The sequence below is a fragment of the Coleofasciculus sp. FACHB-542 genome, assembly GCF_014695825.1.
Classification (GTDB): domain Bacteria; phylum Cyanobacteriota; class Cyanobacteriia; order Cyanobacteriales; family FACHB-T130; genus FACHB-T130.
This window is the reverse complement of sequence record NZ_JACJPB010000043.1, coordinates 42,317-63,413: the sequence shown is the minus strand read 5'-3', so window position 1 is coordinate 63,413 and position 21,097 is coordinate 42,317. Positions and strand designations below refer to the sequence as shown.

The 21,097-nt window shown below is 44.5% G+C and carries 22 protein-coding genes and 2 pseudogenes; 8 read left to right on the top strand and 16 right to left on the bottom strand.

The genetic code is table 11. The features are described 5' to 3' along the window. Positions 1-10 precede the first annotated feature (10 nt). Positions 11-239, bottom strand: a pseudogene (locus tag H6F52_RS16740) (transposase); the annotation flags it as partial. A gap of 189 nt (positions 240-428) precedes the next feature. Between H6F52_RS16740 and H6F52_RS16735 the strand changes: the two are divergent. Further along, complete coding sequence (locus tag H6F52_RS16735; protein ID WP_190536155.1) at positions 429-1,907, top strand: CoA-acylating methylmalonate-semialdehyde dehydrogenase; 1,479 nt, start codon at positions 429-431, stop codon at positions 1,905-1,907. 149 nt (positions 1,908-2,056) lie between these two features. On the opposite strand, the gene H6F52_RS16730 is transcribed toward H6F52_RS16735, so the two are convergent. The 5 genes and pseudogenes from H6F52_RS16730 to H6F52_RS16710 form a co-directional block, all read right to left on the bottom strand. Further along, a complete protein-coding gene (locus tag H6F52_RS16730) occupies positions 2,057-2,845 on the bottom strand; it encodes a tryptophan-rich sensory protein (protein WP_190536154.1) in 789 nt (262 codons plus the stop codon). A gap of 226 nt (positions 2,846-3,071) precedes the next feature. After that, positions 3,072-3,725 (bottom strand): peptide-methionine (S)-S-oxide reductase MsrA, encoded by a 654-nt coding sequence (gene msrA / locus H6F52_RS16725; protein ID WP_190536153.1) that lies wholly within the window; start codon positions 3,723-3,725, stop codon positions 3,072-3,074. Positions 3,726-3,971: 246 nt separating this feature from the next. Then, positions 3,972-4,676, bottom strand: coding sequence for a pentapeptide repeat-containing protein (locus tag H6F52_RS16720; RefSeq protein WP_190536172.1), 705 nt, complete (start codon positions 4,674-4,676; stop codon positions 3,972-3,974). 112 nt (positions 4,677-4,788) lie between these two features. Beyond that, complete coding sequence (locus H6F52_RS16715) at positions 4,789-5,091, bottom strand: hypothetical protein (RefSeq protein ID WP_190536152.1); 303 nt, start codon at positions 5,089-5,091, stop codon at positions 4,789-4,791. A 186-nt stretch (positions 5,092-5,277) separates the two neighbouring features. Beyond that, positions 5,278-5,482, bottom strand: a pseudogene (locus tag H6F52_RS16710) (ATP-binding cassette domain-containing protein); the annotation flags it as partial. Between the two features lie 366 nt (positions 5,483-5,848). Here H6F52_RS16710 and H6F52_RS16705 point away from each other — a divergent pair. Next, positions 5,849-6,649, top strand: a complete 801-nt coding sequence (locus H6F52_RS16705; protein ID WP_190536150.1) for a prohibitin family protein — start codon at positions 5,849-5,851, stop codon at positions 6,647-6,649. A 6-nt stretch (positions 6,650-6,655) separates the two neighbouring features. Here H6F52_RS16705 and H6F52_RS16700 read toward each other — a convergent pair whose 3' ends face one another. After that, positions 6,656-7,597, bottom strand: a complete 942-nt coding sequence (locus tag H6F52_RS16700; RefSeq protein WP_190536149.1) for a LysR family transcriptional regulator — start codon at positions 7,595-7,597, stop codon at positions 6,656-6,658. A 221-nt stretch (positions 7,598-7,818) separates the two neighbouring features. Here H6F52_RS16700 and H6F52_RS16695 point away from each other — a divergent pair, with 221 nt between their 5' ends. The 6 genes from H6F52_RS16695 to H6F52_RS16670 all read left to right on the top strand — a co-directional run bounded on the left by H6F52_RS16695 (position 7,819) and on the right by H6F52_RS16670 (position 13,672). Beyond that, positions 7,819-9,306: an APC family permease gene (locus H6F52_RS16695; RefSeq protein WP_190536148.1), complete on the top strand. Its 1,488-nt coding sequence runs from the start codon at positions 7,819-7,821 to the stop codon at positions 9,304-9,306. Positions 9,307-9,351: 45 nt separating this feature from the next. Continuing rightward, positions 9,352-10,089: a cadmium resistance transporter gene (locus tag H6F52_RS16690; RefSeq protein WP_190536147.1), complete on the top strand. Its 738-nt coding sequence runs from the start codon at positions 9,352-9,354 to the stop codon at positions 10,087-10,089. A 21-nt stretch (positions 10,090-10,110) separates the two neighbouring features. Beyond that, positions 10,111-10,767, top strand: a complete 657-nt coding sequence (locus tag H6F52_RS16685; RefSeq protein ID WP_190536146.1) for a cadmium resistance transporter — start codon at positions 10,111-10,113, stop codon at positions 10,765-10,767. Between the two features lie 149 nt (positions 10,768-10,916). Next, a complete protein-coding gene (locus H6F52_RS16680; protein ID WP_190536145.1) occupies positions 10,917-11,561 on the top strand; it encodes a hypothetical protein in 645 nt (214 codons plus the stop codon). A 243-nt stretch (positions 11,562-11,804) separates the two neighbouring features. Beyond that, positions 11,805-12,230 carry a DUF202 domain-containing protein gene (locus H6F52_RS16675; RefSeq protein ID WP_190412261.1) on the top strand — a complete coding sequence of 142 codons (426 nt, stop codon included), beginning with the start codon at positions 11,805-11,807 and terminating at the stop codon, positions 12,228-12,230. A 245-nt stretch (positions 12,231-12,475) separates the two neighbouring features. Then, positions 12,476-13,672, top strand: a complete 1,197-nt coding sequence (locus tag H6F52_RS16670) for an AbrB family transcriptional regulator (RefSeq protein WP_190536144.1) — start codon at positions 12,476-12,478, stop codon at positions 13,670-13,672. 31 nt (positions 13,673-13,703) lie between these two features. Here the strand turns inward: H6F52_RS16670 and H6F52_RS16665 are convergent, their stop codons facing one another. The 9 genes from H6F52_RS16665 to H6F52_RS16625 all read right to left on the bottom strand — a co-directional run bounded on the left by H6F52_RS16665 (position 13,704) and on the right by H6F52_RS16625 (position 20,651). Beyond that, a complete protein-coding gene (locus H6F52_RS16665; RefSeq protein ID WP_190412263.1) occupies positions 13,704-14,450 on the bottom strand; it encodes a phosphatase PAP2 family protein in 747 nt (248 codons plus the stop codon). A 116-nt stretch (positions 14,451-14,566) separates the two neighbouring features. Then, complete coding sequence (locus H6F52_RS16660; protein ID WP_190536143.1) at positions 14,567-15,364, bottom strand: sulfite exporter TauE/SafE family protein; 798 nt, start codon at positions 15,362-15,364, stop codon at positions 14,567-14,569. A gap of 108 nt (positions 15,365-15,472) precedes the next feature. After that, positions 15,473-15,934: a hypothetical protein gene (locus H6F52_RS16655; protein ID WP_190536142.1), complete on the bottom strand. Its 462-nt coding sequence runs from the start codon at positions 15,932-15,934 to the stop codon at positions 15,473-15,475. Between the two features lie 336 nt (positions 15,935-16,270). Then, positions 16,271-16,450: an HNH endonuclease signature motif containing protein gene (locus tag H6F52_RS16650; protein WP_190412266.1), complete on the bottom strand. Its 180-nt coding sequence runs from the start codon at positions 16,448-16,450 to the stop codon at positions 16,271-16,273. Between the two features lie 73 nt (positions 16,451-16,523). Continuing rightward, complete coding sequence (locus H6F52_RS16645; RefSeq protein WP_190412267.1) at positions 16,524-17,738, bottom strand: hypothetical protein; 1,215 nt, start codon at positions 17,736-17,738, stop codon at positions 16,524-16,526. 706 nt (positions 17,739-18,444) lie between these two features. After that, positions 18,445-19,035 carry a CDP-alcohol phosphatidyltransferase family protein gene (locus H6F52_RS16640; RefSeq protein WP_190536141.1) on the bottom strand — a complete coding sequence of 197 codons (591 nt, stop codon included), beginning with the start codon at positions 19,033-19,035 and terminating at the stop codon, positions 18,445-18,447. Positions 19,036-19,248: 213 nt separating this feature from the next. After that, positions 19,249-19,431, bottom strand: a complete 183-nt coding sequence (locus H6F52_RS16635; protein WP_190412268.1) for a hypothetical protein — start codon at positions 19,429-19,431, stop codon at positions 19,249-19,251. A gap of 209 nt (positions 19,432-19,640) precedes the next feature. Continuing rightward, positions 19,641-19,793, bottom strand: a complete 153-nt coding sequence (locus tag H6F52_RS16630) for a hypothetical protein (protein WP_190536140.1) — start codon at positions 19,791-19,793, stop codon at positions 19,641-19,643. A 90-nt stretch (positions 19,794-19,883) separates the two neighbouring features. Beyond that, on the bottom strand, positions 19,884-20,651 hold the full coding sequence (locus H6F52_RS16625) for a nucleotidyltransferase domain-containing protein (RefSeq protein WP_190536139.1): 768 nt from the start codon (positions 20,649-20,651) through the stop codon (positions 19,884-19,886). Positions 20,652-21,097 lie beyond the last annotated feature (446 nt).

The window sequence follows — 21,097 nt, the reverse complement described above, 5'->3', positions numbered from 1 at the left end:
GGCAGGAGTATTAGCACACAGCATCCCTAAGAACAGACTCGCTCGAGTGTCGGAGGGAACTGGAGTGAGAGAAGCATTGGCGAATGCGAGTTTTGAGCCAAGCCCAACACTTTTCAATTCGATTGAGGTCAGGAGAATAGGGGGGCAGATTACAACAGCCTCAATCCAGCCTAATCAAGTAGTGGTGCAATGCGTCCGCCATGATGGAACGTCGCGTTATCAACAATTACCACCTGTCCCTCAGGGTGAACCAGATGTGTGGTTTGATTGCAAGAATGCCATCAGCCTAAGAAACCGTCGGATCTGGACTTTGCTTTGCCCCAAGTTGCTTAACCCGAACTCAGGTTAAATAACCCTCCCCGGTAAAACTTCGGTTCCGGTCTTTTTGGGAGTAGGATGCAAAAAAACCTTTGGAAGGAGAAATCTCTGTGTCCTTCAGAAACCCCTTACCCAACTACATTAACGGCGAGTGGTGTGCTTCCCGCGCCACTGAATACCTGGATGTGGTAAATCCCGCTACTGCCGAAGTTTTAACTCAGGTTCCCTTATCACCTGCAAGCGATGTAGAGGCGGCTGCTGTTGCGGCGGCTGCTGCCTATCCGAACTGGCGACGCATCCCACCAACGGAACGAGTGCAATATTTATTTAAATTGAAATTTCTGTTAGAAGAACATTTAGATGAGTTATCTCGCATCGTGACGCTGGAATGCGGGAAGACCTTTGCTGAGTCAAAAGCAGAGTTACAACGGGCAATTGAGAATGTAGAAGTCGCTTGTGGAATTCCTATGTTGATGCAGGGTTACAACCTGGAAGATGTTGCCCGTGGGATTGACGAAATGATGATTCGTCAACCCGTGGGAGTGACCGCAATCATCGCGCCGTTTAATTTTCCTGGGATGATTCCCTTCTGGTTTTTGCCGTATGCGATCGCTTGTGGCAATACAACCATTCTTAAGCCTTCTGAAAAAGTCCCTTTGACGATGCAAAAGGTCTTTGAATTACTAGAAAAGACAGGATTGCCCAAAGGCGTCGTCAATTTGGTGAATGGGGCGAAGGAAGTAGTCGATGCAATCTTAGAACATCCCACAATCCGCGCCATTAGTTTTGTCGGTTCTTCACCCGTTGCCCAATATGTCTACAGTAAAGCCGCCGTCTTTGGGAAACGAGTGCAATGTCAGGGAGGCGCGAAAAATCCCATCATTGTCCTGCCAGATGCGGATATGGAAATGACGACTCGAATTACCGCCGATAGTGCTTTTGGCTGTGCTGGACAGCGCTGTTTAGCGGCTTCTGTGGCTGTGACGGTGGGAGAAGCACGGCACACTTTTACCGAAGCGATCGCAAATGCGGCAAAAACACGAGTCGTTGGCTATGGCTTGGATGAGAATGTCCAAATGGGTCCGGTAATTACCCGTCAAAGTCAAGCACGAATTGAGCAATTAATTCAACAAGGAGCCGACGAAGGTGCGACGCTATTAGTAGACGGACGCAGCGCCAAAATTCCCGGTTACGAACAGGGAAACTTTGTCCGCCCGACAATCTTGCAAAATGTCAACCCAAAAAGCGAATTAGCTCGTACAGAAATCTTTGGCCCGGTGTTAGGAGTGATGCATCTGGAGACGATTGAGGATGCGATCGCTTTAGTCAATAGCGGTCAATGGGGAAATATGGCTTGTTTATTTACTAGCAGTGGTGCGGCGGCGCGGCAGTTTCGGTATGAGGCAGAAGCGGGCAATATTGGCATCAATATAGGAGTCGCTGCACCGATGGCGTTCTTTCCGTTTAGTGGTTGGAAAGGTAGCTTCTACGGCGATTTACACGGTCAAGGGAAAGACGCTGTGCAGTTCTTTACGCAAACAAAAGTTGTAGTAGAACGCTGGCCTAAAACGTGGTCGCGTCAGTTTTAGTATCTGATGTAATACATTGTATTTCACAATAAAAACCTTACCCCCCAATTTCTCTCTTTCAAAGGAGCGGTAAGCCAGAAAACCTTTAGGATTTTCCCCTCTCCGTTAACGGAGAGGGGTAGGGGTGAGGTTCTTTGGGATTTTATCGATTAAATCGCCACCTTAGGACGCCGCAGTTGATGCCCTAAAATTAACAACCCTAATGCGATCGCGAGTACAACCGCTGTCACAGCAATCAAAGCTTGACTGGCTTGACGCACCGCGATCGCTACGAATGCCCAGATAATGACGGAGGGATAGGCAATATCCGCCCGTTTTAGGGTAATTGTGGCAGCGATCGCTGCTACGATTACCAGCAGAATTACCGTCCATATTTCAGGACTGATGCCCCCACCATTCCAACCCAAATAGTCAAGCGTACTCGCCACATTCACAATTGTCGCCACACTAATCCAGCCTAGATAGATGCTCAAGGGAATTTGAACTAACCATTTTTTTAACCTTGAAACTCGTTCTAAACTAATTCCCAACCGCAGATAAATCCCAATTAAGGGCAGTAATATGAACAGCATTGCCACAACTGAGAGTGCAAACAGTTGGTACTCGAAAAGAAACACCCAGGCGATTTGTGCAATACTTGCTAATACCAAAAAGTACCCTTCCCGACGCAGATAGGGATTTTGCCTTTGCTCGGGTAGAAATTGATAGACTCCAAAACTAATCAAACCTAAATAAATAACTCCCCAAATCGCAAAAGCATAGTTAGCGGGGATAATGGGGACATCACTAAAGAACCGATTAGAAATTTCCCCAATTGTCAATCCATTGGGAGGAGCCACATTTGCATAGACATTAATCGCAAATGCGGCAAGAATAGCGATGAAATTTGCAACTGACCGGAGGAAATCTGAGTCGAAGCGCTGATTGACAGATTTCATATTGTTATCGCCTCTTTTTTAAGGCTTTGTTTGACAATTCAAAATAAAAAATTGTGGCACTGGTTTGCTAAAGAGTGAGAACTGGCCAAACCATTGCCAAATCTAGGTTAGACAAGTTCATCACGCTTTAAGGAACCAGTGCCACGAACGCAGCAACCCGCTCAAGAGCATACCGGGTAAAGATAGTGATTTCTGCTAGCGATCGCTAAAAGACAGAATTTCTATTTCAAGCGTTCGTCATTACAGGACAAGTAACGTTCGTCCCGCCTAGTCCACAATACCCATTTGGGTTTTTGGCGAGGTACTGCTGATGATAGGCTTCTGCGTAATAGAACTCAGGAGCATCCAGAATCTCAGTAGAAATTTCCCCATACCCGGCGGTTTTCAGGGCTTGCTGATAAGCGTCTCTTGAGGCTTCAGCCAGCTTCTTCTGGCTCTCTGAATACGCATAAATTCCGGAACGGTATTGGGTGCCGACATCATTGCCTTGACGCATTCCTTGGGTAGGATTGTGGCTTTCCCAGAAGAGTTTCAGGAGTGTTTCGTAACTAATTTCTTTCGGGTCAAACACAACGAAAACTACTTCATTGTGTCCCGTCATGCCCGTACAAACCTCATGATAAGTGGGGTTTGGCGTGACTCCTGCTGCATAGCCAACTGCGGTGGTGAAAACTCCAGGTTGCTTCCAGAATATGCGCTCTGCTCCCCAGAAACACCCCAAGCCAAACATCGCCATCTCCATCCCATCGGGAAAAGGAGGTTTCAGCGGATTACCGTTTACGTAGTGAGTAGCGGGGACTTGCATGGGTTCTGCCCGTCCCGGCAATGCTTGCTCGATCGTGGGCAGACTTTGCTTTTTACCAAATCCGAATAGCGCCATTGATTCTGACTCTGTTTTCTGATAAACGTTTTAACCTTATTTCATATTGTAAAGATTTTGGCATCCCCTGAAGAGCGGGAAGGAGGTAGGGTTAGCCGGAACCTCACCCCCCAACCCCCTCGATCTTCACGGAGAGGCGGCTATTTCTTTGCCTTTTTGTTGTTGAGCTAAACGTTGAGCTAAACGGGGCTAGCTTCTCCTCTCCCTGCTTACGGGGTAAGGTCAAATAGGATGTATCGCTGCTTCCTAACCGTGGATGCTGCCATCAGGTAGGATGGCTCCTGCTAAGTTCGCTCCAGTCAGTTTAACCAGGACTCGGTCTTGCGACCCAACCTTAGCTCCCCTCAAATCGGCTCCCCTTAAATCGGCTCCACTGAGGTCGGCTCCAATTAAGTTAGCTTCTCGCAAGTTAGCGTTGTTTAGCTTCGCTTGCAACAGGTTGGCTCTAAAAAGATTCGCTTTTTCCAGGTTGGCTCCCTGAAGATTCACTTTATGCAGGAAGGCATCGCTTAAGTTGGCGTTGCTGAGGTTGGCATTGCTCAAATTTCTTCCAGACAAGTCCTTTTCTTTGAGATTAGCTCCGCTCAAGTTGGCTCCGCTCAAGTCGGACTGCTGCTTAGGAGCCTGATGGTGAGATTGAGGGGGAGATTGAGGCGGTGATTGATAGGAGTAACTAGATTGATAATAAGAACTCGGTGGATGAGCGCGATCGCGTGCCGGAGGTTCGGGATTTCGGTTCTTTTCGCCGGGTCGAACTGAGCGCAAGCGATCGCGTGCCTGATTAATCTCTTTCAGCTTTTCTTGAGCCTTTTGCTGTAACCGAGGATTATCTTTTGGGATGCGATCGGGGTGCCAAATAAAAGCCAAATCCCTATAAGCCTGGTTCACTTCATCAAGTGAGGCTCCAGGCTCTAATCCCAGCACTTTGTAGTATCGATCTAGATCGCTCATTATCACTACCCTAGCAGGCGTTGCCGGTTGAACGAATGCTTCTTTCGGAGTGAAGTAATGAGATCCCGCAACCTCTAGGGGCGATCGCGCTCCTGTTGCCCATCTCATCAAATCATTGCGGTTTGCAACGCTCTAGCACATCTTCAGCGATCTGCTGCCACTCTTGGTTTAGGTCTTCTTTAAACTCTGGTCGTCCGGTTCGCCGATACCAGTAAAGGGCATTGCTTTTGTCGCCTTCTTTTCGATGTAGGTAGGCGTGAACCCAAGCGCTGTCAGCATCACTGGCATTTTGCACAATTTGATGAGCTTTGTCCCAATCTCCTTTTTTGTCGTACCACAGTGCCTGCAATGCTTGAGGTAGAGACTCCGGGCATCTTTCCTGTTCGCTCAACTGTGTAAATTCATCTAGTCTCATAATCTGCTCCCGGATTGTTTTACGAAAGGCACAGACTAAGAATGATTATAGAGATTTGGTCGAATCAACTAAGTAAGGACTTCCGTTCCAATACTTAGATTACTAAGAATTTCTGGTCGCTTGGGTTGCAATCGGTCAAAACCTGAACCGAAATGTATTGAGTCAAATCTGTAATCTGTGCTGGGGTGCCAGTGCTACTCGTTGGCGCTGACCTCCAGAGAGTTGAAAGGGATAGCGATCGCCCATTCCGTTCAATTGCACCAACTCTAGTAGTTGTTCTACTCGCGCTTGGGTTCTCACTTTCAGCGCATTGCGAATTTCTAGACCAAAGGCTCTCGCTCTCACGCACTTGAGGGTGAGAGCGAGTATAGTGCTGCAACACAAACCCGACCCGCCATCTTGGACACTTGTCAGCTAACTTCGTTAACCGCTTTGAAACTGCCGAACTGCTTGGATACGTTTTCAACAACAATTCTCACGGCAAGTGTCCCTTTCGATATAAACTACGGTTTATCGATTCCATTACCGTAGTTTGGCATTCCGCTTAATCATCTGAGTAAAAAAATATTAAAGAATTAGGGAACTAGCAAATGGCGAGGGGTTAAAGTTGCCAAGTCATCACAACTAACATCTCTCTAATGGAAGATTTGCAAAACGTTAGGCCTGCTGACTCGATATAAGGTGAGATTATTTGAGATTGAGTACATCTACGAAAGTTAGCTGATAGTTTAGTAAAGTTGCCATTTACCCCTCGACCATGAAAAAATTTAAAGCTCTTCCCAATGGCGGTAAACTAATTTTATTTTTATTATTAGTCGTGATTTCCCTTACTCCTGTTGTGATTGTAGATGCTGGAGAACGGGGTGTATTAATGCAGTTTGGTAAGGTGCAGCCGAGAGTATTAGACGAAGGAATCCACTTCATTATTCCTATTGTTAATACCGTCCAAAAATTGAGTGTTCGAGTACAAAAACAGGAAAGTTCTGCTGAAGCTTCCTCGAAGGATCTTCAAGATGTTTTCACCGATGTAGCTCTCAACTGGCACATTATTCCAGAGGAAGCGAATGCTATTTATCAACAAATTGGGAACGAGAACCTAGTTATAGAAAAAATTATAAATCCAGCAGTAGAAGAAGTATTAAAAGCAGTAATGGCACAGTACACTGCTGAAGAAATTATTACAAAGCGAGGAGAAGTAAAAGCGGGCGTAGACGATTCATTAACTACACGACTGGCTAGTTATCACATTGGAGTTGATGATATCTCCCTAGTCCATGTCCACTTTTCCAAGCGATTTAGCGATGCTGTGGAGGCGAAACAGATTGCCGAACAGGACGCAAAACGTGCAGGCTTTATAACCTTAAAAACATTGCAGCAGGCAGAAGCACAGGTTAATTTAGCCAGAGGAGAAGCAGAAGCGGATAGGGTGTTACGTGAAAATTTAACTCCAGAATTATTGCAAAGGCAAGCAATAGAGAAATGGGATGGAAAGCTGCCGCTAATTGTCGAAGACTCTACAAAATTGTTGGATTTAAGTAAATTTGTAAAACCTAACTAAAATTGGTTAAAATATTGTAGATAGTGTTGTGGATACAGTTAACAGGTTTTCAAAAGCAATTGAAACCTGAGTCTGAAACCGTTGTTGATGCTTCAGCTTCAAGACAGGCTGGACGATTTCTAGTTTCGTCTTCGCTCTTGTCCTATCATCTACAACTTTAACTGCGTGCAGTGTAGAGAGTTGTAGTTCTTTTTGCACCATCAATTCAGGAATTGCAGCTGCACCGACACCGCCTTCAACCACTGCCTTCACCATCTCGCTACTGTTCAATACTAAAACTACATTGAACTGGGTAGGAGCGATTCCCCAATTTTGCAAAGCTTGCTCAAACATTTGTTGCGCTCCAGATCCTGGCTCTCGCATTACCCAACTGGTTGTAGAAAGTTCTGTTAGAGAAATCTCAGCAAGCTCAAACCAGGGGTGAGACTTTCCCACGACAATTTGTAAGCGATCGCTCCCCACCACCTCTTGCGCTAAACAACTCTGTAGCGATGGTTTGACTTCTCCTGTGATTAAACCTAAATCAAAGAGTCCTGTTGCTGTTCCTTCACAAATTTCTTCTGCATTACCCAAAGTACAGTTAACAAAAATGCCAGAATACTGTGTTTTAAAGTGACTAATTTTGCTGGGTAGCCAGTAGTTGCCAATCGTGAGACTTGCGCCCAATTTCAACTCACCCCGTTGTAAATTGTTTAATTCCCGCAAACCTCGCTCAGTCAAAGCAACCTGATCGAGAATCTTCTGCGCTTCCACCTGTAGCAGTTTCCCCGCCTCTGCGATCTCAATGTGGCGACCAACGCGATGGAACAGTTTCACGCTGTATTGCTGTTCCAAGCTTTGGATCGCGGCACTAACCGCAGGTTGGGTAATATATAGTTCTTCCGCCGCACGGGTAAAGTGCAGATGTTCTGCCACCGCTAGAAAAATTCGTAATTGTTCAAATGTCATCTCTACTTTTTAAGGCTCCTTAAGCACCTCTAGCTGTCTATATCAAGCTATCAATCACTTTAAGTTATCCTTTCAACAAAAAAAAGTATTTGATTTTATTAATTTGGCTGCATAGATTGAAAGCATAGTTTATTGCAATCAAGCCTTACCCAGACAAAGCCTAGCGGTTAGATTCGGCTAGCCGCACCGAATTGGCAAATCTGTATGAAGGGAGCCTCTAAATGACAAGTGAAAGACGACTAAATCAGAGCGATCGCGGCTTAAAGCCAAACTGTCTTCCCTTTGGAGAAGTTCTTGCTCAATCCTTTGCGGTCATTGCACCCACGACAATACCCGCCTCAAATATCGGATTGATCGTCGTACTTTCCGGCAATGGCACCTGGCTAAGCTTTCTCATCGGCATGATTGGGTTAGTGCTTGTTAGTATTAACATCAATCAATTTGCTAGCCGCTCGGCTTCTCCCGGTTCGCTCTACTCGTACATCGTCAAAGGATTAGGCCCGACAGCAGGTGTAATTTGCGGTTGGAGTTTGGTTCTGGCTTACTTGTTTACAGGAATGTCAGTTTTGTGCGGCTTTGCCAACTTTAGCAGTATCTTGATTGGTCACTTGGGTATTCATCCCTCGACGATTACGCTGCTGGCACTCGGTGCAGGGGTTGCCTGGTATGCAGCATATAAAGATATCCAGCTATCAGCAATGGCGATGCTGTGGATGGAGGGAGCTTCCCTTGCCCTGATTGGCGTCTTAGGGATAATCATTTGGGCACACAAAGGCTTTGCATTAGATATGTCCCAATTAACCTTGCAAGGCGTAACTCCAGGTAGCGTCGCAATGGGGCTTGTCCTAGTAATGTTTAGTTTCTCTGGCTTTGAAAGTGCTACATCTCTGGGTGATGAAGCAAAAGACCCCTTAAAAACGATCCCCAGAGCAGTTTTGGGGAGTACTACCCTGGCAGGTTTATTCTTCATTTCGATGACTTACATTGAAGTGCTGGGTTTTAGCGGAACTGGAGTTTCCATTACTACTACGGAAGAACCGCTGGGTTTTCTAGCGCAACAAGCGGGAGTTGGTTTTTTAGGAACCTTGGTCGCCTTCAGTGCCCTGTTTAGCTTCTTTGCCTGTGTCCTTGGTAGTATTAATCCAGCAGCCAGAGTCTTCTTTACGATGGCTCGTCACGGCTTATTCCCCTCTTCGTTGGGTTTATCTCACTCATCGAACCGGACACCGCACATTGCCGTTACGCTGTGTTCGCTGATTGTATTTCTGGTGCCTGCTTCCATGTCCCTGTTTCATGTGAAGCTGTTTGACAGCATGGGTTACTTGGGCGCGATCTGTAGCTACGGGTTTTTAACGGTTTATACCTTGATTTCGATCGCTGCACCCGTTTACCTGCACAAGATTAGAAAACTCCGCCTACACCATGTAGTGTTCTCAGTTCTGGCAGTTGGGTTTATGATGATTCCCGTTCTTGGAAGCGTGGGGATTCCAGGTAGCAATCTTTTCCCAGTTCCAGAAGCGCCTTACGATGCGTTTCCTTACCTGTTTTTGATGTACCTGATGGTTACTTGCGGATGGTTTGTCATCCAAAGATTCCGCTCTCCAGAAATTGTCAGTTCAATGGAGCGGGGGATTGAAGAGATTCATGCCAAGTTTGCGACACCTAGTTCGGTGGTGATACCAGAGGCGATCGCAGATGATGAATTTTGAAGCTAGTTTGGACAACGCATCTACAAACCTTAAGGACACGCAAAAATGAGCGAAATAATCACGGCAATCCCCCTTGGATTCACTGCCTTCACAGCCACAAACCTTGATGACATCGTGATTTTGTTGCTGTTTTTCTCGCAAGTGAATGCGGTATTCCGACGTCGCCATATTGTGGCTGGTCAGTATCTGGGTTTTGGTGCATTAGTCCTTGCTAGCCTTCCCAGTTTTTTTGGTACCCTAATATTACCGCGCCCTTGGATTGGTTTGTTGGGCATTCTCCCGATTGCAATTGGAATCAGTCGCTTACTCAATCAAGACACGGATGAATCGGAAAGCGAGGAAAAAGCAGAGCCACCTGAGAAATCCTGGTTTACGAGTTTTCTATCTCCCCAAACTTACAGTGTGGCAGCCGTAACGTTTGCAAATGGGGGTGATAACATCGGGATCTATGTGCCGTTGTTTGCGAGTAGCACTTGGGAAGGTCTTCTGGCGATTCTGGGGGTATTTTTCTCGCTGGTGGGAGTTTGGTGCTACACCGCCTACCAATTAACCCGTTTACCTGCGATCGCTCAGACCCTGACTCGGTACGGCAATCAACTCGTTCCCTTTGTCTTAATTGGGTTAGGTGTTTTAATTTTAGTAGACAGTCACACGCTGGAAAATCGGGGCTTGCTCGTCCTGACTTTAGTAACCAGTTGTCTCTGTTTGCTGACTCTCGGCAAAAGTAATGAGCAGGGATCTGAGGCGGAAATCTGCTCAACGCCTGAAATAGAGAAAAATTGAGGAGGTTGCGATCGCAGTGTCATGAGTTGGTTTGCACAAGCAATCATTGCCGGAGTTACATCCTTTGTAGCAACTAACATTGATGACATTGTGATCTTGATGCTATTCTTCGCCCAGGTAAATTCTACCTTCCGCACCAGACATATTGTTGTAGGTAAGTATCTTGGATTCACTGTATTAATTGCCGCCAGTCTTCCGGGTTTCTTTGGTGGCTTAATTCTGCCAAAAGCTTGGATTGGCTTACTAGGTCTGGTTCCCATTGTTATTGGAGTGAATCACTTAGTCAATTGGGAAAAAGATGAAAACGAAGTCCAGACAGTATCAGATGAATTCAATAGCTCAAAAGCTAGTTCCTCAGTGATGTCAACTCTCGCTAGTTTTCTTACTCCTCAGACTTATCACGTCGCAGCTGTTACATTTGCTAATGGGGGTGACAATATCGGGATATATGTACCGTTGTTCGCTAGTAGCAATCTGGCTAGTTTGGGAGTAATTTTAAGCGTGTTTTTTGTGTTGGTTGGAGCTTGGTGTTATGTCGCCTACCAATTAACCCGCCATTCGGTTTTTGCTCACCTTTTCACTCGTTACGGTAAGAGAATCGTCCCATTTGTGTTAATTGGCTTAGGAATTTTTATTCTGGTTGAAAGCGGTAGCTATCAACTCTTACCGTCGTTCTAATAAGTGTCAGTTTTAGCTTGGCAGACCATTTACCAGTGTCTGCAATTTAATAAAAACCTTTTTTGCTAAAGGTCTACCCTTAAAAATTTTCCAACCATAAACCCAAACATCGAGTTGGAAAAACTCGAAATCTCGCAAGGAGAAAGTTCATGAAACTGTTCAAAATCGCTCTGGTAGCATTAGTATTTCTGGTCAATTTGGCGATCGCTCAACCTTCTTTGGCAGACAGACCGAAACTTACCCAGAGTCCTGACTACACAGAGGTAACTCAATCTCTTGACAGCCTCTTAAAGGCAAAAGACGCACCGGATCAATCCGACTATACACCTGAGGAAATTCAGCAGAAGCTCGGTGAGTTGCAACTGCAAAAATATATCTTAGAGACAGCAGCAGACTGGGGGCAGTGCCGTAATGAAACTGGAAAAACGTTGGCGGTCTATGCTCATAAACCCAATAAATCTAACTTTTCCGCAGCAAGTACTCTCTACTACTTGGGAAATGGTAAAGTCACGGACGATGATTGGAACTGTGATGGCGTTTACTTGCCAAGTGGTGTCAAAGTAGCTGGCTTAACTCCTGGTGACACCCAAGGGCAAAATTTAGGGGAGCCTGTAGCTCTCAAAATAGTGGCTGGAACCCAATTAGTCGCTAAAACCAATCCAGAAACTGGTGCAGTTGAATTCAACGTTCCTGCTGCGAAAGTTTTCAAAGCAGGTGAGGGTACATGGTCTGTTCCTAACTTGTCGTCAGCAGATGTGGAAGCGCAAACTCCTAACGCACCAATCGAGGATTAAATTTTTCACGCCTGCGAAAGCACTTTAGGTGTTTTTCCTCTAAAGAGTAGCAGGATGACAGCCAGGGTATGAAAAGCTACCAAAAGTAAACGGTTGAACAGCTATCATTCTCTGGCTAATAGACTTCATAAAATTTTTCGGAATATCGGGTTCCGGATCAAAGTGCTTCTGAAGGGAGAAAGCTTGTTTTGTTTGTACATCTAAACTGATAATTGAGGGTAGTATTTTGTGCAGCTATTGTTTATGTTTAAGCCGATAAATGGGAGTACAGAAAAATTAGAGACGCCGAAACGACGGACTTCTGAGCGAGTGCGGGATCATTTGGCAAACGAACGCACCTACTTAGCATGGATGCGGAGTGCGATCGCGCTAATGGGATTTGGCGTTCTGATCGTCCGCCTTCGTCTCCTCCGCCCACCTCTTGCGCCTCAACCCCCTGGTAATGGGTGGAAGTTAGGTTTAGTGTTTTCCTTAGTTGGTTTGGTAACGGTATTGCTGTCAACCCAGCACTACTTCGCTGTTCGACATGACATTGATGAGGATACATACGAACCTGCGGATCGCTGGGTGATTTTATTTAGCCTTGCCGTACTCACCTTGGGAGCTGGGGTTATCTACTACGTCTTCACAGTTCCAGTTGAATCATTAAATGGTGTCATCCTTGATTAACTGAGATTTTATTTAAGTAACCCTGAAGAGAGCCTACCTTTAAAAGTCATTTTTAGAGGTTTTATAACGCATATAAACTCAGAAGTAATGCGTTAGACCTGGCTACAGGCTACGCATATATGTTGCACCGTCAGTTATTTTTAAGATAGGCTGCAAGGTGTAAGTAATGCGCTTTTTATAAGCATTTTTGGATAATCTTTGCACTTCAACGCATAAGAAAGTAATGATTAAAGATTGGAGATTTTGTGAGCAAAATAAGTTTGGATAAATCTACACTTAGTAAATTGATGATCACTTATTTAATTGTTGCTATAGAAATAATTATCGGTTTATTAAGTGGTCTAACTTTTATTGCACTTGGGGCAGGCGGAGGGTCTTGGATACTGGGGGGTATTGCTGCTGGTGCCTTGGTCTTTTATTTCTATCGTCGATATAGCAATCAAGCTAAGCCTAATCGCAACTCAAGGAAATTTGGACAAATTATTGTTGGTCTTACTGTAGGATTTTCTCTTAAGCAAAGTAATCTAATAACTATTTATTCCCAATTACATATCTTTTTATTTTTAGCATTATTTTTAATGTTTTGTGGTGGAATTATTGGTTATATATACTCACGCATTGAAAAAACAGATTTGCTAACTGCCATGCTTGCTACGGTTCCCGGAAATATAGGAATCATGGCAAGTATAGCAGCAGACTATGGTAGAAATATTTCACTTGTTTCTCTCGTTCAGTTAATACGCTTTACGGCAATTATTATTGTTATACCGCTTGTTGCTAATGTTTCTAACGCACATGACATCAAGGCGATAATTCATTCCGTTACTGAAAATTTATTTGTCATAAATTTTAACTACTTATTTTTACTATTTTTGTTACTATCTGTAACATTATTTGCAGTTAAAATAGGCAGTTATTTAAAAATCCCTGTTGCTGGTTTCTTGTGTTCAATAATAGTCGGGGTTGGTTTTGATTCGTTGCTAGATTCACTGCCATTTTTATCTCATATCGATTTTAATCTACCCCCTTTATTTAATTTAATTGGTCAAATTCTACTGGGAATTACAATCGGTGAATATTGGGGAATGAACCCAAAGCTGGGAAAGCTTACAGTAGCGTATGCCTCGGTTCCTGTAGCCATGACCTTTTTGGCAGGATTCATCTCAGCAGGAATTGCTACGTTGATCTCGCCCTGGGACTGGCTAACGTGTTTGCTGGTGACATCTCCAGGCGGATCTCCAGAAATGATATTAATCTCTCTAGCTTTGCATCACAATGTTGAGATTGTAACCGCAGGTCATCTAGTTCGGCTAATGACGATTAATCTGTGTCTTCCAGCTTTGGTGTCTTTCATTTGCTATCTAGAACGCCGTTCTACAAAAAATCAAGATGGCGCAGCAGATCAGCTTAAAACGATATCACCCAAATCAGCAATGTCATAATTTCTTTGCGATGGTGTTAACCTTGGGCTTGTTAACCTTGGGCTATTGATTCCTCTTCATCCACAGTTAGCTCATCCTCAGGAATAGTACTCGGTTTAGTTAAATGTGGTTGGATTAGCAGACTAACGCCAATTGTCCAAGCAATTGAAACCATCCATCCTGCTAAAATATCGCTGGGAAAATGAACCCCTAAATATATTCGCGTCCAACCGATCGCTAATACGAATACGCTCCCCACAGCCAGCACCAACCAGCACCAATTACTATTCCAGGTCAAAATGACTAAAGCAGCTATCAAGGTCATACTGGACATCGCGTGACCGCTGGGAAATGCATAATCAAACTCTGGGGAAATTGACTCCCAGAGGTTAGGACGCACTCGATGCAGCAACAGTTTTGCAGTGCGATTAATTAAAATGCTCCCTAGTAGCGTGGTCAGTAAATAGGCGAGCGATCGCCACTTTTTAAGGCGCAGCAACACTAACGAGATTACAGTAGCAACTGGAAATACTCCCCAAAATACTCCGAACTTGGTTAAAGTTGCTGCAAAAACGTCTAGTTGTGGCTGTGCTATCTTGTGAACTGCTAGTAGGAGTGTTTCATCCCAGGGAAGACCGCCTTGATTCTGCAATACTACTAATGCAAGTTCCTCAAAAACCAGCATGGGTAAACAGACTCCTATCAATAGGAGTAGCAAAGAACGCCAATAAGCAACGAGCAGCTTTTCGAGAAAACTTAGGAAAGATGAAGACAGCTTCCAAAAATTAGAACTAAACATTCACCAAAAAATGCTGAAAATGTGTACAAACCGAAATTCTTTATTATTTTTTTTTGAAATAGGTAGCACCCTGATGGGAAAATCTTTTTACTATCAGATATTAAATCAAACTCAGCTCACGCTTGATAAACTAACTTCCAACTTACTCCTGCTAAAATTACGTAAATTACCAGCCGGAGTGCGCCTTGAGGAGTAATCTTGCAGAGTTTAGCCCCTAGCAAAACCCCTGGTACTGTCCCTAACCAAATTGGCAATACTAAACTCCAATTCACTGTTCCAAGGCAGAGGTGTCCAAGGGAAGTAAACACCAATAAAATCGCTGCCTGTGAAATATCTGTGCCTACCAATTTACGCGCGTCGAGGCGAAAAAAGGTAATCAACACAATTGCAAACATCGCACCAGACGACACGCTAGTTAATCCTACCAGACAGCCTAAAAATGCTCCTACACTGAGAGTCGAAATTCGACCCCTCTGAGTGTTTAAGTCAAACTTAGGCGGCTCAGGTAACTGCAACTTCGGGAAAAAAGTTTTCAGTGACAATTGTGCGAGTCCCAATAAAGTGACAAGCAGGATCATAAACCCGATCGCACGTAGCAGAATGTAATCTAGGTCTAAGGTTGCATTAAGCTTAATCAGGTATAAAATCCCTACTCCGGTTATTGAGCCAGGAACACTTCCCCAAGCTAACCATTTGACAACTTGCAGGTCAAGCGTTTGCTGTTTCCAGTGTTTAAAGCCGCCGATCACCTTCATCAATGTGGCAGCTACTACATCGGAACTGACTGCGATCGCAGGTGGAACGTGGAACACAAAAATCAACATCGGAGTGATCAGAGATGCTCCACCGATTCCCGTTAAACCCACAATGATACCCACGACAAAACTGAGGAACGGTAGTAATAGATAGTCCATACTGCTGTCCTGATACAGGCGATTAAAATGCTGAATCTCTAACTAAAAGTAAACTTTGACATTAGTGCTAGCGGCGATTAAGCAACATTCGCCGCCCATAAATCCCCCTTAGCCACCGGGGAATAAGACAGGAGCATCGAGAATCTTAAACTGTATCAATGCCAGAATGACCAGAGTGTAAGCGGTTGAGGAGACTACACCTGTCAATAACTCTTTTTTCCAGTTACGCTCAGCGGGTTCCTTACTAAAAACATCGACAGCCCCTACTTGCATCAAGAGAATTCCCGCAATATTAGAGAGCCAGTACCCGATGATTGAGCAAGGCAGAAGTAAATCTGGGGAAAGCCAACTACAGATATACCCAAAAAAATAAGCAATTGGCAGATTGAAAAACAGGTCATTCCACCAACATAGTGGTGACAGCATATATCCAATGACCAGAAGGAATCCGCCTCTGAGCTTTTTGAACCAACCTTCCTGGAAACTTTGTTGAGCCGCTGGTTGCAAATGCTCAGGAGTTACTTGCCCTGCGAGGGTCAGCTCACTACTGGGTCTTTTAGCGTTGTCCATGTAAAATCCACTATCCCGCTAGACTTACCGTAGTTTCAATTTAATCTGATACGGATCAAAAGTCTAGTGCGGAAGGGACAACGCTTTAGTTTTTTTTGAAATATCTAACTATGGTGTGAAACCTGCAAGGCTCTCCAAAGCTCTTGAAACCCTTAGAAGAGTCATCGGTTGGCTTAAGGCGGGAGCAAAACTAAACGAAATACAGGCTGCTGTTGGGTTTCACTCTGTTCAACCCAACCTACACGGAATGATTTGTCAGGCAGCCATGGCGTGAAAGTGAGGCTTGTTAGCGTAGCAGGACGTGTTGAGTATTAAACTTTCGCTTCCTCCGGCTCCTCACGGGATCTTCGGCTGATCATGCACACTACTAGCCGAAGATCCCAATCGTCGAAGGGCTGTTTTCACATCATGGCAATGTCGGTGAAGTAGCTGTAGATTCTCAGGGGTATCGTTACTCCCTCTGTTTTTAGGGATGATATGGTCAGTGTCCAGCAAGTCTCCATCCTTGAAGGACAATCCGCTCCTGCACCTACTATCAAGCTAACTACCTGGTTTAGGCATCCACCTAATCCCCAAATCAACGACAAAATCACTCGACTTTGAACCGAGAACCCGATCGATCGAGGCGATAAACTAAGGTTTTCCCGTTGCCATCCACAGCGACTCGCCAACCTGCGACCATTGCTTGAGCGCAGCTATTTTCCGTACCAGGCAAATCAAAACAGGTATTTGACCACATCTGACTTCGACCTTCGAGGATGTATAACTGAGAAGTTGGTACTTTTAATTGCTTACTAGCATCCTGCAATACCACCTTGGCAATGGAATTCGGTAAAGAGTCTTTGCGTGGCGGCATTGCGCCTATTGCTTCCGTCCTAATTTGCTCAGCAGATTTATCAGTACGATAGACCTGATATTGCTTCGGTTTGCCTTCCACCGTTACCTGCCAACCTGGTGTCTGAGCGCTCATGCACCGCTCTACAGGACTTGGAAGATCTAAACAGCCATTAGACCAAGTTTGCTGTTGAGTTTGTGTAATCAAAAGTTGGGAGATTGGTAAGGTTAAATGCTCGGATGCTAACTTTAAAACTTGCTCAGCAACAGCAGGAGGTAATTTTTTCGCCTCGTTTGGCTGGCTCTCCCTTTGATAAAGCTGAACCTGGGAACCCACTTTGTCAGTATTATAAATCCAGCGTTTTTGCCCACTTTCTACGGTGACTTGCCAGCCCTCCACGACAACTGGATCGCAGGGATGGGGAAAAGTCGAAACTTCGCAACCATACGCCCACCCTGTCTGCTTCGCATTCACAATGCGTCCGGTGTTCGCCGGGAGTCCCCAGTTTTGGGTGGCATCTTGCAAAACGGCACTGACAACAGATTTAGGCAATTTGGCATCAACGATGCTGCTAGCAGCTTCATTTAATCTGATCCGGGAGCCGTTGCGATCGCTTCGATAAACTAAGCTTTGTTGCCTAGCTTTTACAGTGACTTCCCACGCAGGCATATTAATTTTGGTGCAGCCTTCAGCCGGACGCGGCAGATTTAAACAACCGTTGGTGTAAATCTGTTCATACTTAATGATGCGTAGTTGCGACGCTTGTAATCCCGTGCGTTGAGATGCTATTCGCAAAATGGCATTGGCAACGGAAGACGGTAACTTTTCTTTCTTAGATACTTGTTTGACGGGATCGGCAACAGCAGCTTCTTTTAAGGTTAAAGCAGTACATAAAGATAAAGACAAGCTGCTAGTTAACAAAATTAAAGTAGCAACTAGCCATTTTTTAGGATTTTTAGTTTGAGTCATTCTTTCCACAATTAAGGCTACTCCAAAGCCACTTGAATTAAAGTTTAGAAGTTTGATGTTTGCTTGAAGTTCATACAATCATTTGAGACGTGGCTGAAAAATCTATGTTCCAAATTGAATTTTTTCTGGGTTTTACAGGCACGTTAGCGCAAGGCTATTTTGCGTTTATAGATTCTGAACGCACTTAAAGCAACTTGTAAAAAAATAACTAAAATCAGCTTGCTATAGGCGCGATTTTTAATTTACTGGGAAGATTTACTCCTATTTTTATAACATTGAGATTAGGGCATCTAAAGAGTTGGTTTCAAAAACTGAAACCACTGAATATTATCTAGGCGGCTGAAGTCGCAGCGATATCAACGAAACCCGCCTACATGGTTTAAAAGCCCGATCAATTACCCATAGCAATCCTAAAGGATGCGTGACGGCGATATCCTCGACTTCTCTTAACAAGTCGGGGAGCTGAATCGCTGGCAGTTTAGAGGATACCTGAGAATTATCAAAAGTTGCTTTGATACCTCCAGCCCCCTTTTTAGGGTGAGAGAATCTTCTCAAAATCCCCCTTTTTATAGCGTTCGCGTAGCGGCGCGGATGCGCGAGAGGGATGCGCGATCGCGCTATAGCGGCTCTCTCTTCGCAGGGATGCAAGGGGGATCTTTACCGTTTAAGCGTCTCGATTAGGACTTTCTAGACATTCTCTTGTCGCTCAAATATGATTGGATATTCTTGATGAATAAAGTAGCTTTCGCGCATGAACAATACTCAAGACATCGTGTGTCCAATCCGGAAGAATTAGTGTCATGGCAATTTCTTCTAGCGTGTGAATGCAACCTACAGCAATCATCATGAATAGCGTAACTCCAGCATAGTTAAAACTGAATAGGGCAATTGTGGCGATGAATAGTGTTATTCCCCAAGCTTTGGCTGAATAAGTGTGATAGCTGGCAGGTTTTCCATATTTCGCTAAGTTGCCTACCAACCAGATTAATTGCATCAAGATTATGAGGCTCAATGGTAGTGAGAAGGCAGTTATAACATCAGGATGCACTAACCATGCACTAATTCCGATACATAGATAAAGACAAACATCAGCTAAACTATCGGCTTGTCGCAAAGCAGCGGTACTGACACCGATTCGACGGGCGATCACACCATCAAAAATATCTGAAAGAAAGGCAAGTACAAAACTAAAAATGAACCAAGGACTGGTTGTGCCGTCAAGGGCATCCAATAATAGCAAAGGGCTTAGGCAGAGGCGGATAATGACCAGTGAAATGGGAAGAGATTGCTGAATCAAGGATGACTATTTTTGGCGATTGCGTTGGGAGTGTTCGATTGTATTCACCTTGTTCATGTTATTGAGGGGATAAGTAAGCGTGTGATGATAAAGACGCGATCGCTAATTCCATTTCGCTTTTGTGAAGCTACACATCAGATCCCCCCAACCCCCTTAAAAAAGGAGGGCTAAGAAGAAGCTTATGTGTAGGAGTCGAAAAATTAATGGCTATATCTAAAAAGGAAGCACCGTTATCGCTTGCATTTCGTACTGCTCATTCGCTGCTACATCACTGGATCTCGCGCTTGTCCCTAAAGGCAAAGGAAGTGGTTCGTAGCGTTCCAAGCGGTTGAGGGGTCTGCGGGTTGCAGTTTCGTAGGCGAGCGCAGTGTGGAGGTAAGCTAGGATTTCCATCATTGGTAGATGCCTGGGGGGTGAAGTTCTCGATTACCCTTAGTTTTATGGGAATCCAGATTTACGGGGAGCGATCGCTTACCAGTTTTTGAAAAGTACGCCTGCTTGGCGGCTGTAAACCTAGTTTTCTCGTAGCCGCTGCGCCTTGAGAAGGGGTCAGTTGCAGAATTGGCCGATCCCTTGCGGAAATAGTGAAGTCTTTTTCGCCTTGTCTAGGCGTTGGCAAATGGCGATCGCTTCTGGTGCATCTGCATGATGCTTTCTCTACACGAACGAATTTCATCACAAGGAGAGCGATCGCTCTGATATAGCAATCCTATTTGAGTTATAACCAGCGCTTGAGATCCCCGACGTAGAGAAGTCAAGGATCTTACCTTCACGAATCATTTGGGGGTTGAGGCGGAGGAATTCCGTGAATGTCCCATCTATCCGGTTAGCAGCTAAGCTTGCATTTGTTAGAGCGGAGCGAATAATTTTGTTTCAGCCTGCTGCGTAGCTTCAGCAAAAAGCTTCTCGGCAAGTTGTTGTTTTTCAGCAAGGTTAGCAAGATTTTCTATGCCATAAAGGGATGACACGTTAGCGATTACATCTGGCGGAAAGTCTCGGCTAAAGTATTTTGTTTTAAAATCGTATCGGTTCGGTCGATATACCATTCCCAAAACTTCTATTAAAGGTTGCATTGTGTAGTTGTGATAATTAGCGATTGCTTCTACAAATCGCCCCCGATTAATCTCTTTCTTTACAAAAACTTGCAGAAAATCAAATTTACTTCTTAGAATCTCTAATCTTGCTTTCATTTCCTCCATATGTTCTCTTTGATTTAAACTCGTCTGAACAATAAGATTAGCTTTATCAAAGGCAACGACTAGATTTCCATGCCGCTCAAACTCTAGGAAATGATTGGGATTACTCCGCTTCATTAGCACAAAATCAATCATTAAGAACGGACTTGCTGATTCTAATTGGTAAAAGCATTGTGAGTGACCATGCCAAGTCGGTTCGGGAACTCGTAACTTAAATCGAATTTTAGAAATAGTTTCTAGAGCATTTTCTACAATAGAAAACGTTTCTTCAACGCGCTCATCTTCAACAGTTACCTGAATGTCGAGGTCAGACCACTCATCTGTATAGCCGTGTGCAGCCGAACCTCCTTGCCAGAAAGCAAAAACAAAATCAATTGGCTGTAAGGTATTAATCAGCGTTTCAAGAATTTTTCCTCTCATCATCATGTAGAAAATATGTAGAAAATTTAAGCCTTTAGCGATTAGCCCGTTCGGTCTAGTGTTCCCGTTCGGTCTAGTGTTCCCGTTCGCGTTAGCCTTTCCTAAGGATAGGGTAGGGTAATTTATTTCAGGGCAGAACTAAAATCTCAACAGGATCGTCATCCTCCCGACTCACCCGATCGGGTGATTTCCCAGGACAACAAGCGCGAATAAGATAAGCTCAGCGAACAACGCGATGGAATACAACAGTTTGGCGTGCGTTGGTAAGTTTTGTAAACTACCTTCAGCCAATTGCAACTGGTTGTAGTATCATACTACAGTTCCCTTAACTGGGAAATTATTGAAAAGTATCTCAGGAGGAAGAGTGATGTTAGAGCGTGTAGCCGTTAAGACCGCCACAACCATTCAGACGCAACACCCCATCCTCACAGAGCTTTTCATTTAAT

What these genes read in the sequence shown, in the direction of transcription:
- H6F52_RS16720 (WP_190536172.1), bottom strand. Translation starts at nt 4,676, where the DNA reads ATGAGCGATCTAGATCGATACTACAAAGTGCTGGGATTAGAGCCTGGA.
- H6F52_RS16730 (WP_190536154.1), bottom strand. Translation starts at nt 2,845, where the DNA reads ATGAAATCTGTCAATCAGCGCTTCGACTCAGATTTCCTCCGGTCAGTT.
- H6F52_RS16715 (WP_190536152.1), bottom strand. Translation starts at nt 5,091, where the DNA reads ATGAGACTAGATGAATTTACACAGTTGAGCGAACAGGAAAGATGCCCG.
- H6F52_RS16665 (WP_190412263.1), bottom strand. Translation starts at nt 14,450, where the DNA reads ATGTTTAGTTCTAATTTTTGGAAGCTGTCTTCATCTTTCCTAAGTTTT.
- msrA (WP_190536153.1), bottom strand. Translation starts at nt 3,725, where the DNA reads ATGGCGCTATTCGGATTTGGTAAAAAGCAAAGTCTGCCCACGATCGAG.
- H6F52_RS16690 (WP_190536147.1), top strand. Translation starts at nt 9,352, where the DNA reads ATGAGCGAAATAATCACGGCAATCCCCCTTGGATTCACTGCCTTCACA.
- H6F52_RS16625 (WP_190536139.1), bottom strand. Translation starts at nt 20,651, where the DNA reads ATGAGAGGAAAAATTCTTGAAACGCTGATTAATACCTTACAGCCAATT.
- H6F52_RS16675 (WP_190412261.1), top strand. Translation starts at nt 11,805, where the DNA reads ATGTTTAAGCCGATAAATGGGAGTACAGAAAAATTAGAGACGCCGAAA.
- H6F52_RS16685 (WP_190536146.1), top strand. Translation starts at nt 10,111, where the DNA reads ATGAGTTGGTTTGCACAAGCAATCATTGCCGGAGTTACATCCTTTGTA.
- H6F52_RS16705 (WP_190536150.1), top strand. Translation starts at nt 5,849, where the DNA reads ATGAAAAAATTTAAAGCTCTTCCCAATGGCGGTAAACTAATTTTATTT.
- H6F52_RS16695 (WP_190536148.1), top strand. Translation starts at nt 7,819, where the DNA reads ATGACAAGTGAAAGACGACTAAATCAGAGCGATCGCGGCTTAAAGCCA.
- H6F52_RS16655 (WP_190536142.1), bottom strand. Translation starts at nt 15,934, where the DNA reads ATGGACAACGCTAAAAGACCCAGTAGTGAGCTGACCCTCGCAGGGCAA.
- H6F52_RS16645 (WP_190412267.1), bottom strand. Translation starts at nt 17,738, where the DNA reads ATGACTCAAACTAAAAATCCTAAAAAATGGCTAGTTGCTACTTTAATT.
- H6F52_RS16680 (WP_190536145.1), top strand. Translation starts at nt 10,917, where the DNA reads ATGAAACTGTTCAAAATCGCTCTGGTAGCATTAGTATTTCTGGTCAAT.
- H6F52_RS16660 (WP_190536143.1), bottom strand. Translation starts at nt 15,364, where the DNA reads ATGGACTATCTATTACTACCGTTCCTCAGTTTTGTCGTGGGTATCATT.
- H6F52_RS16700 (WP_190536149.1), bottom strand. Translation starts at nt 7,597, where the DNA reads ATGACATTTGAACAATTACGAATTTTTCTAGCGGTGGCAGAACATCTG.
- H6F52_RS16635 (WP_190412268.1), bottom strand. Translation starts at nt 19,431, where the DNA reads ATGATGGAAATCCTAGCTTACCTCCACACTGCGCTCGCCTACGAAACT.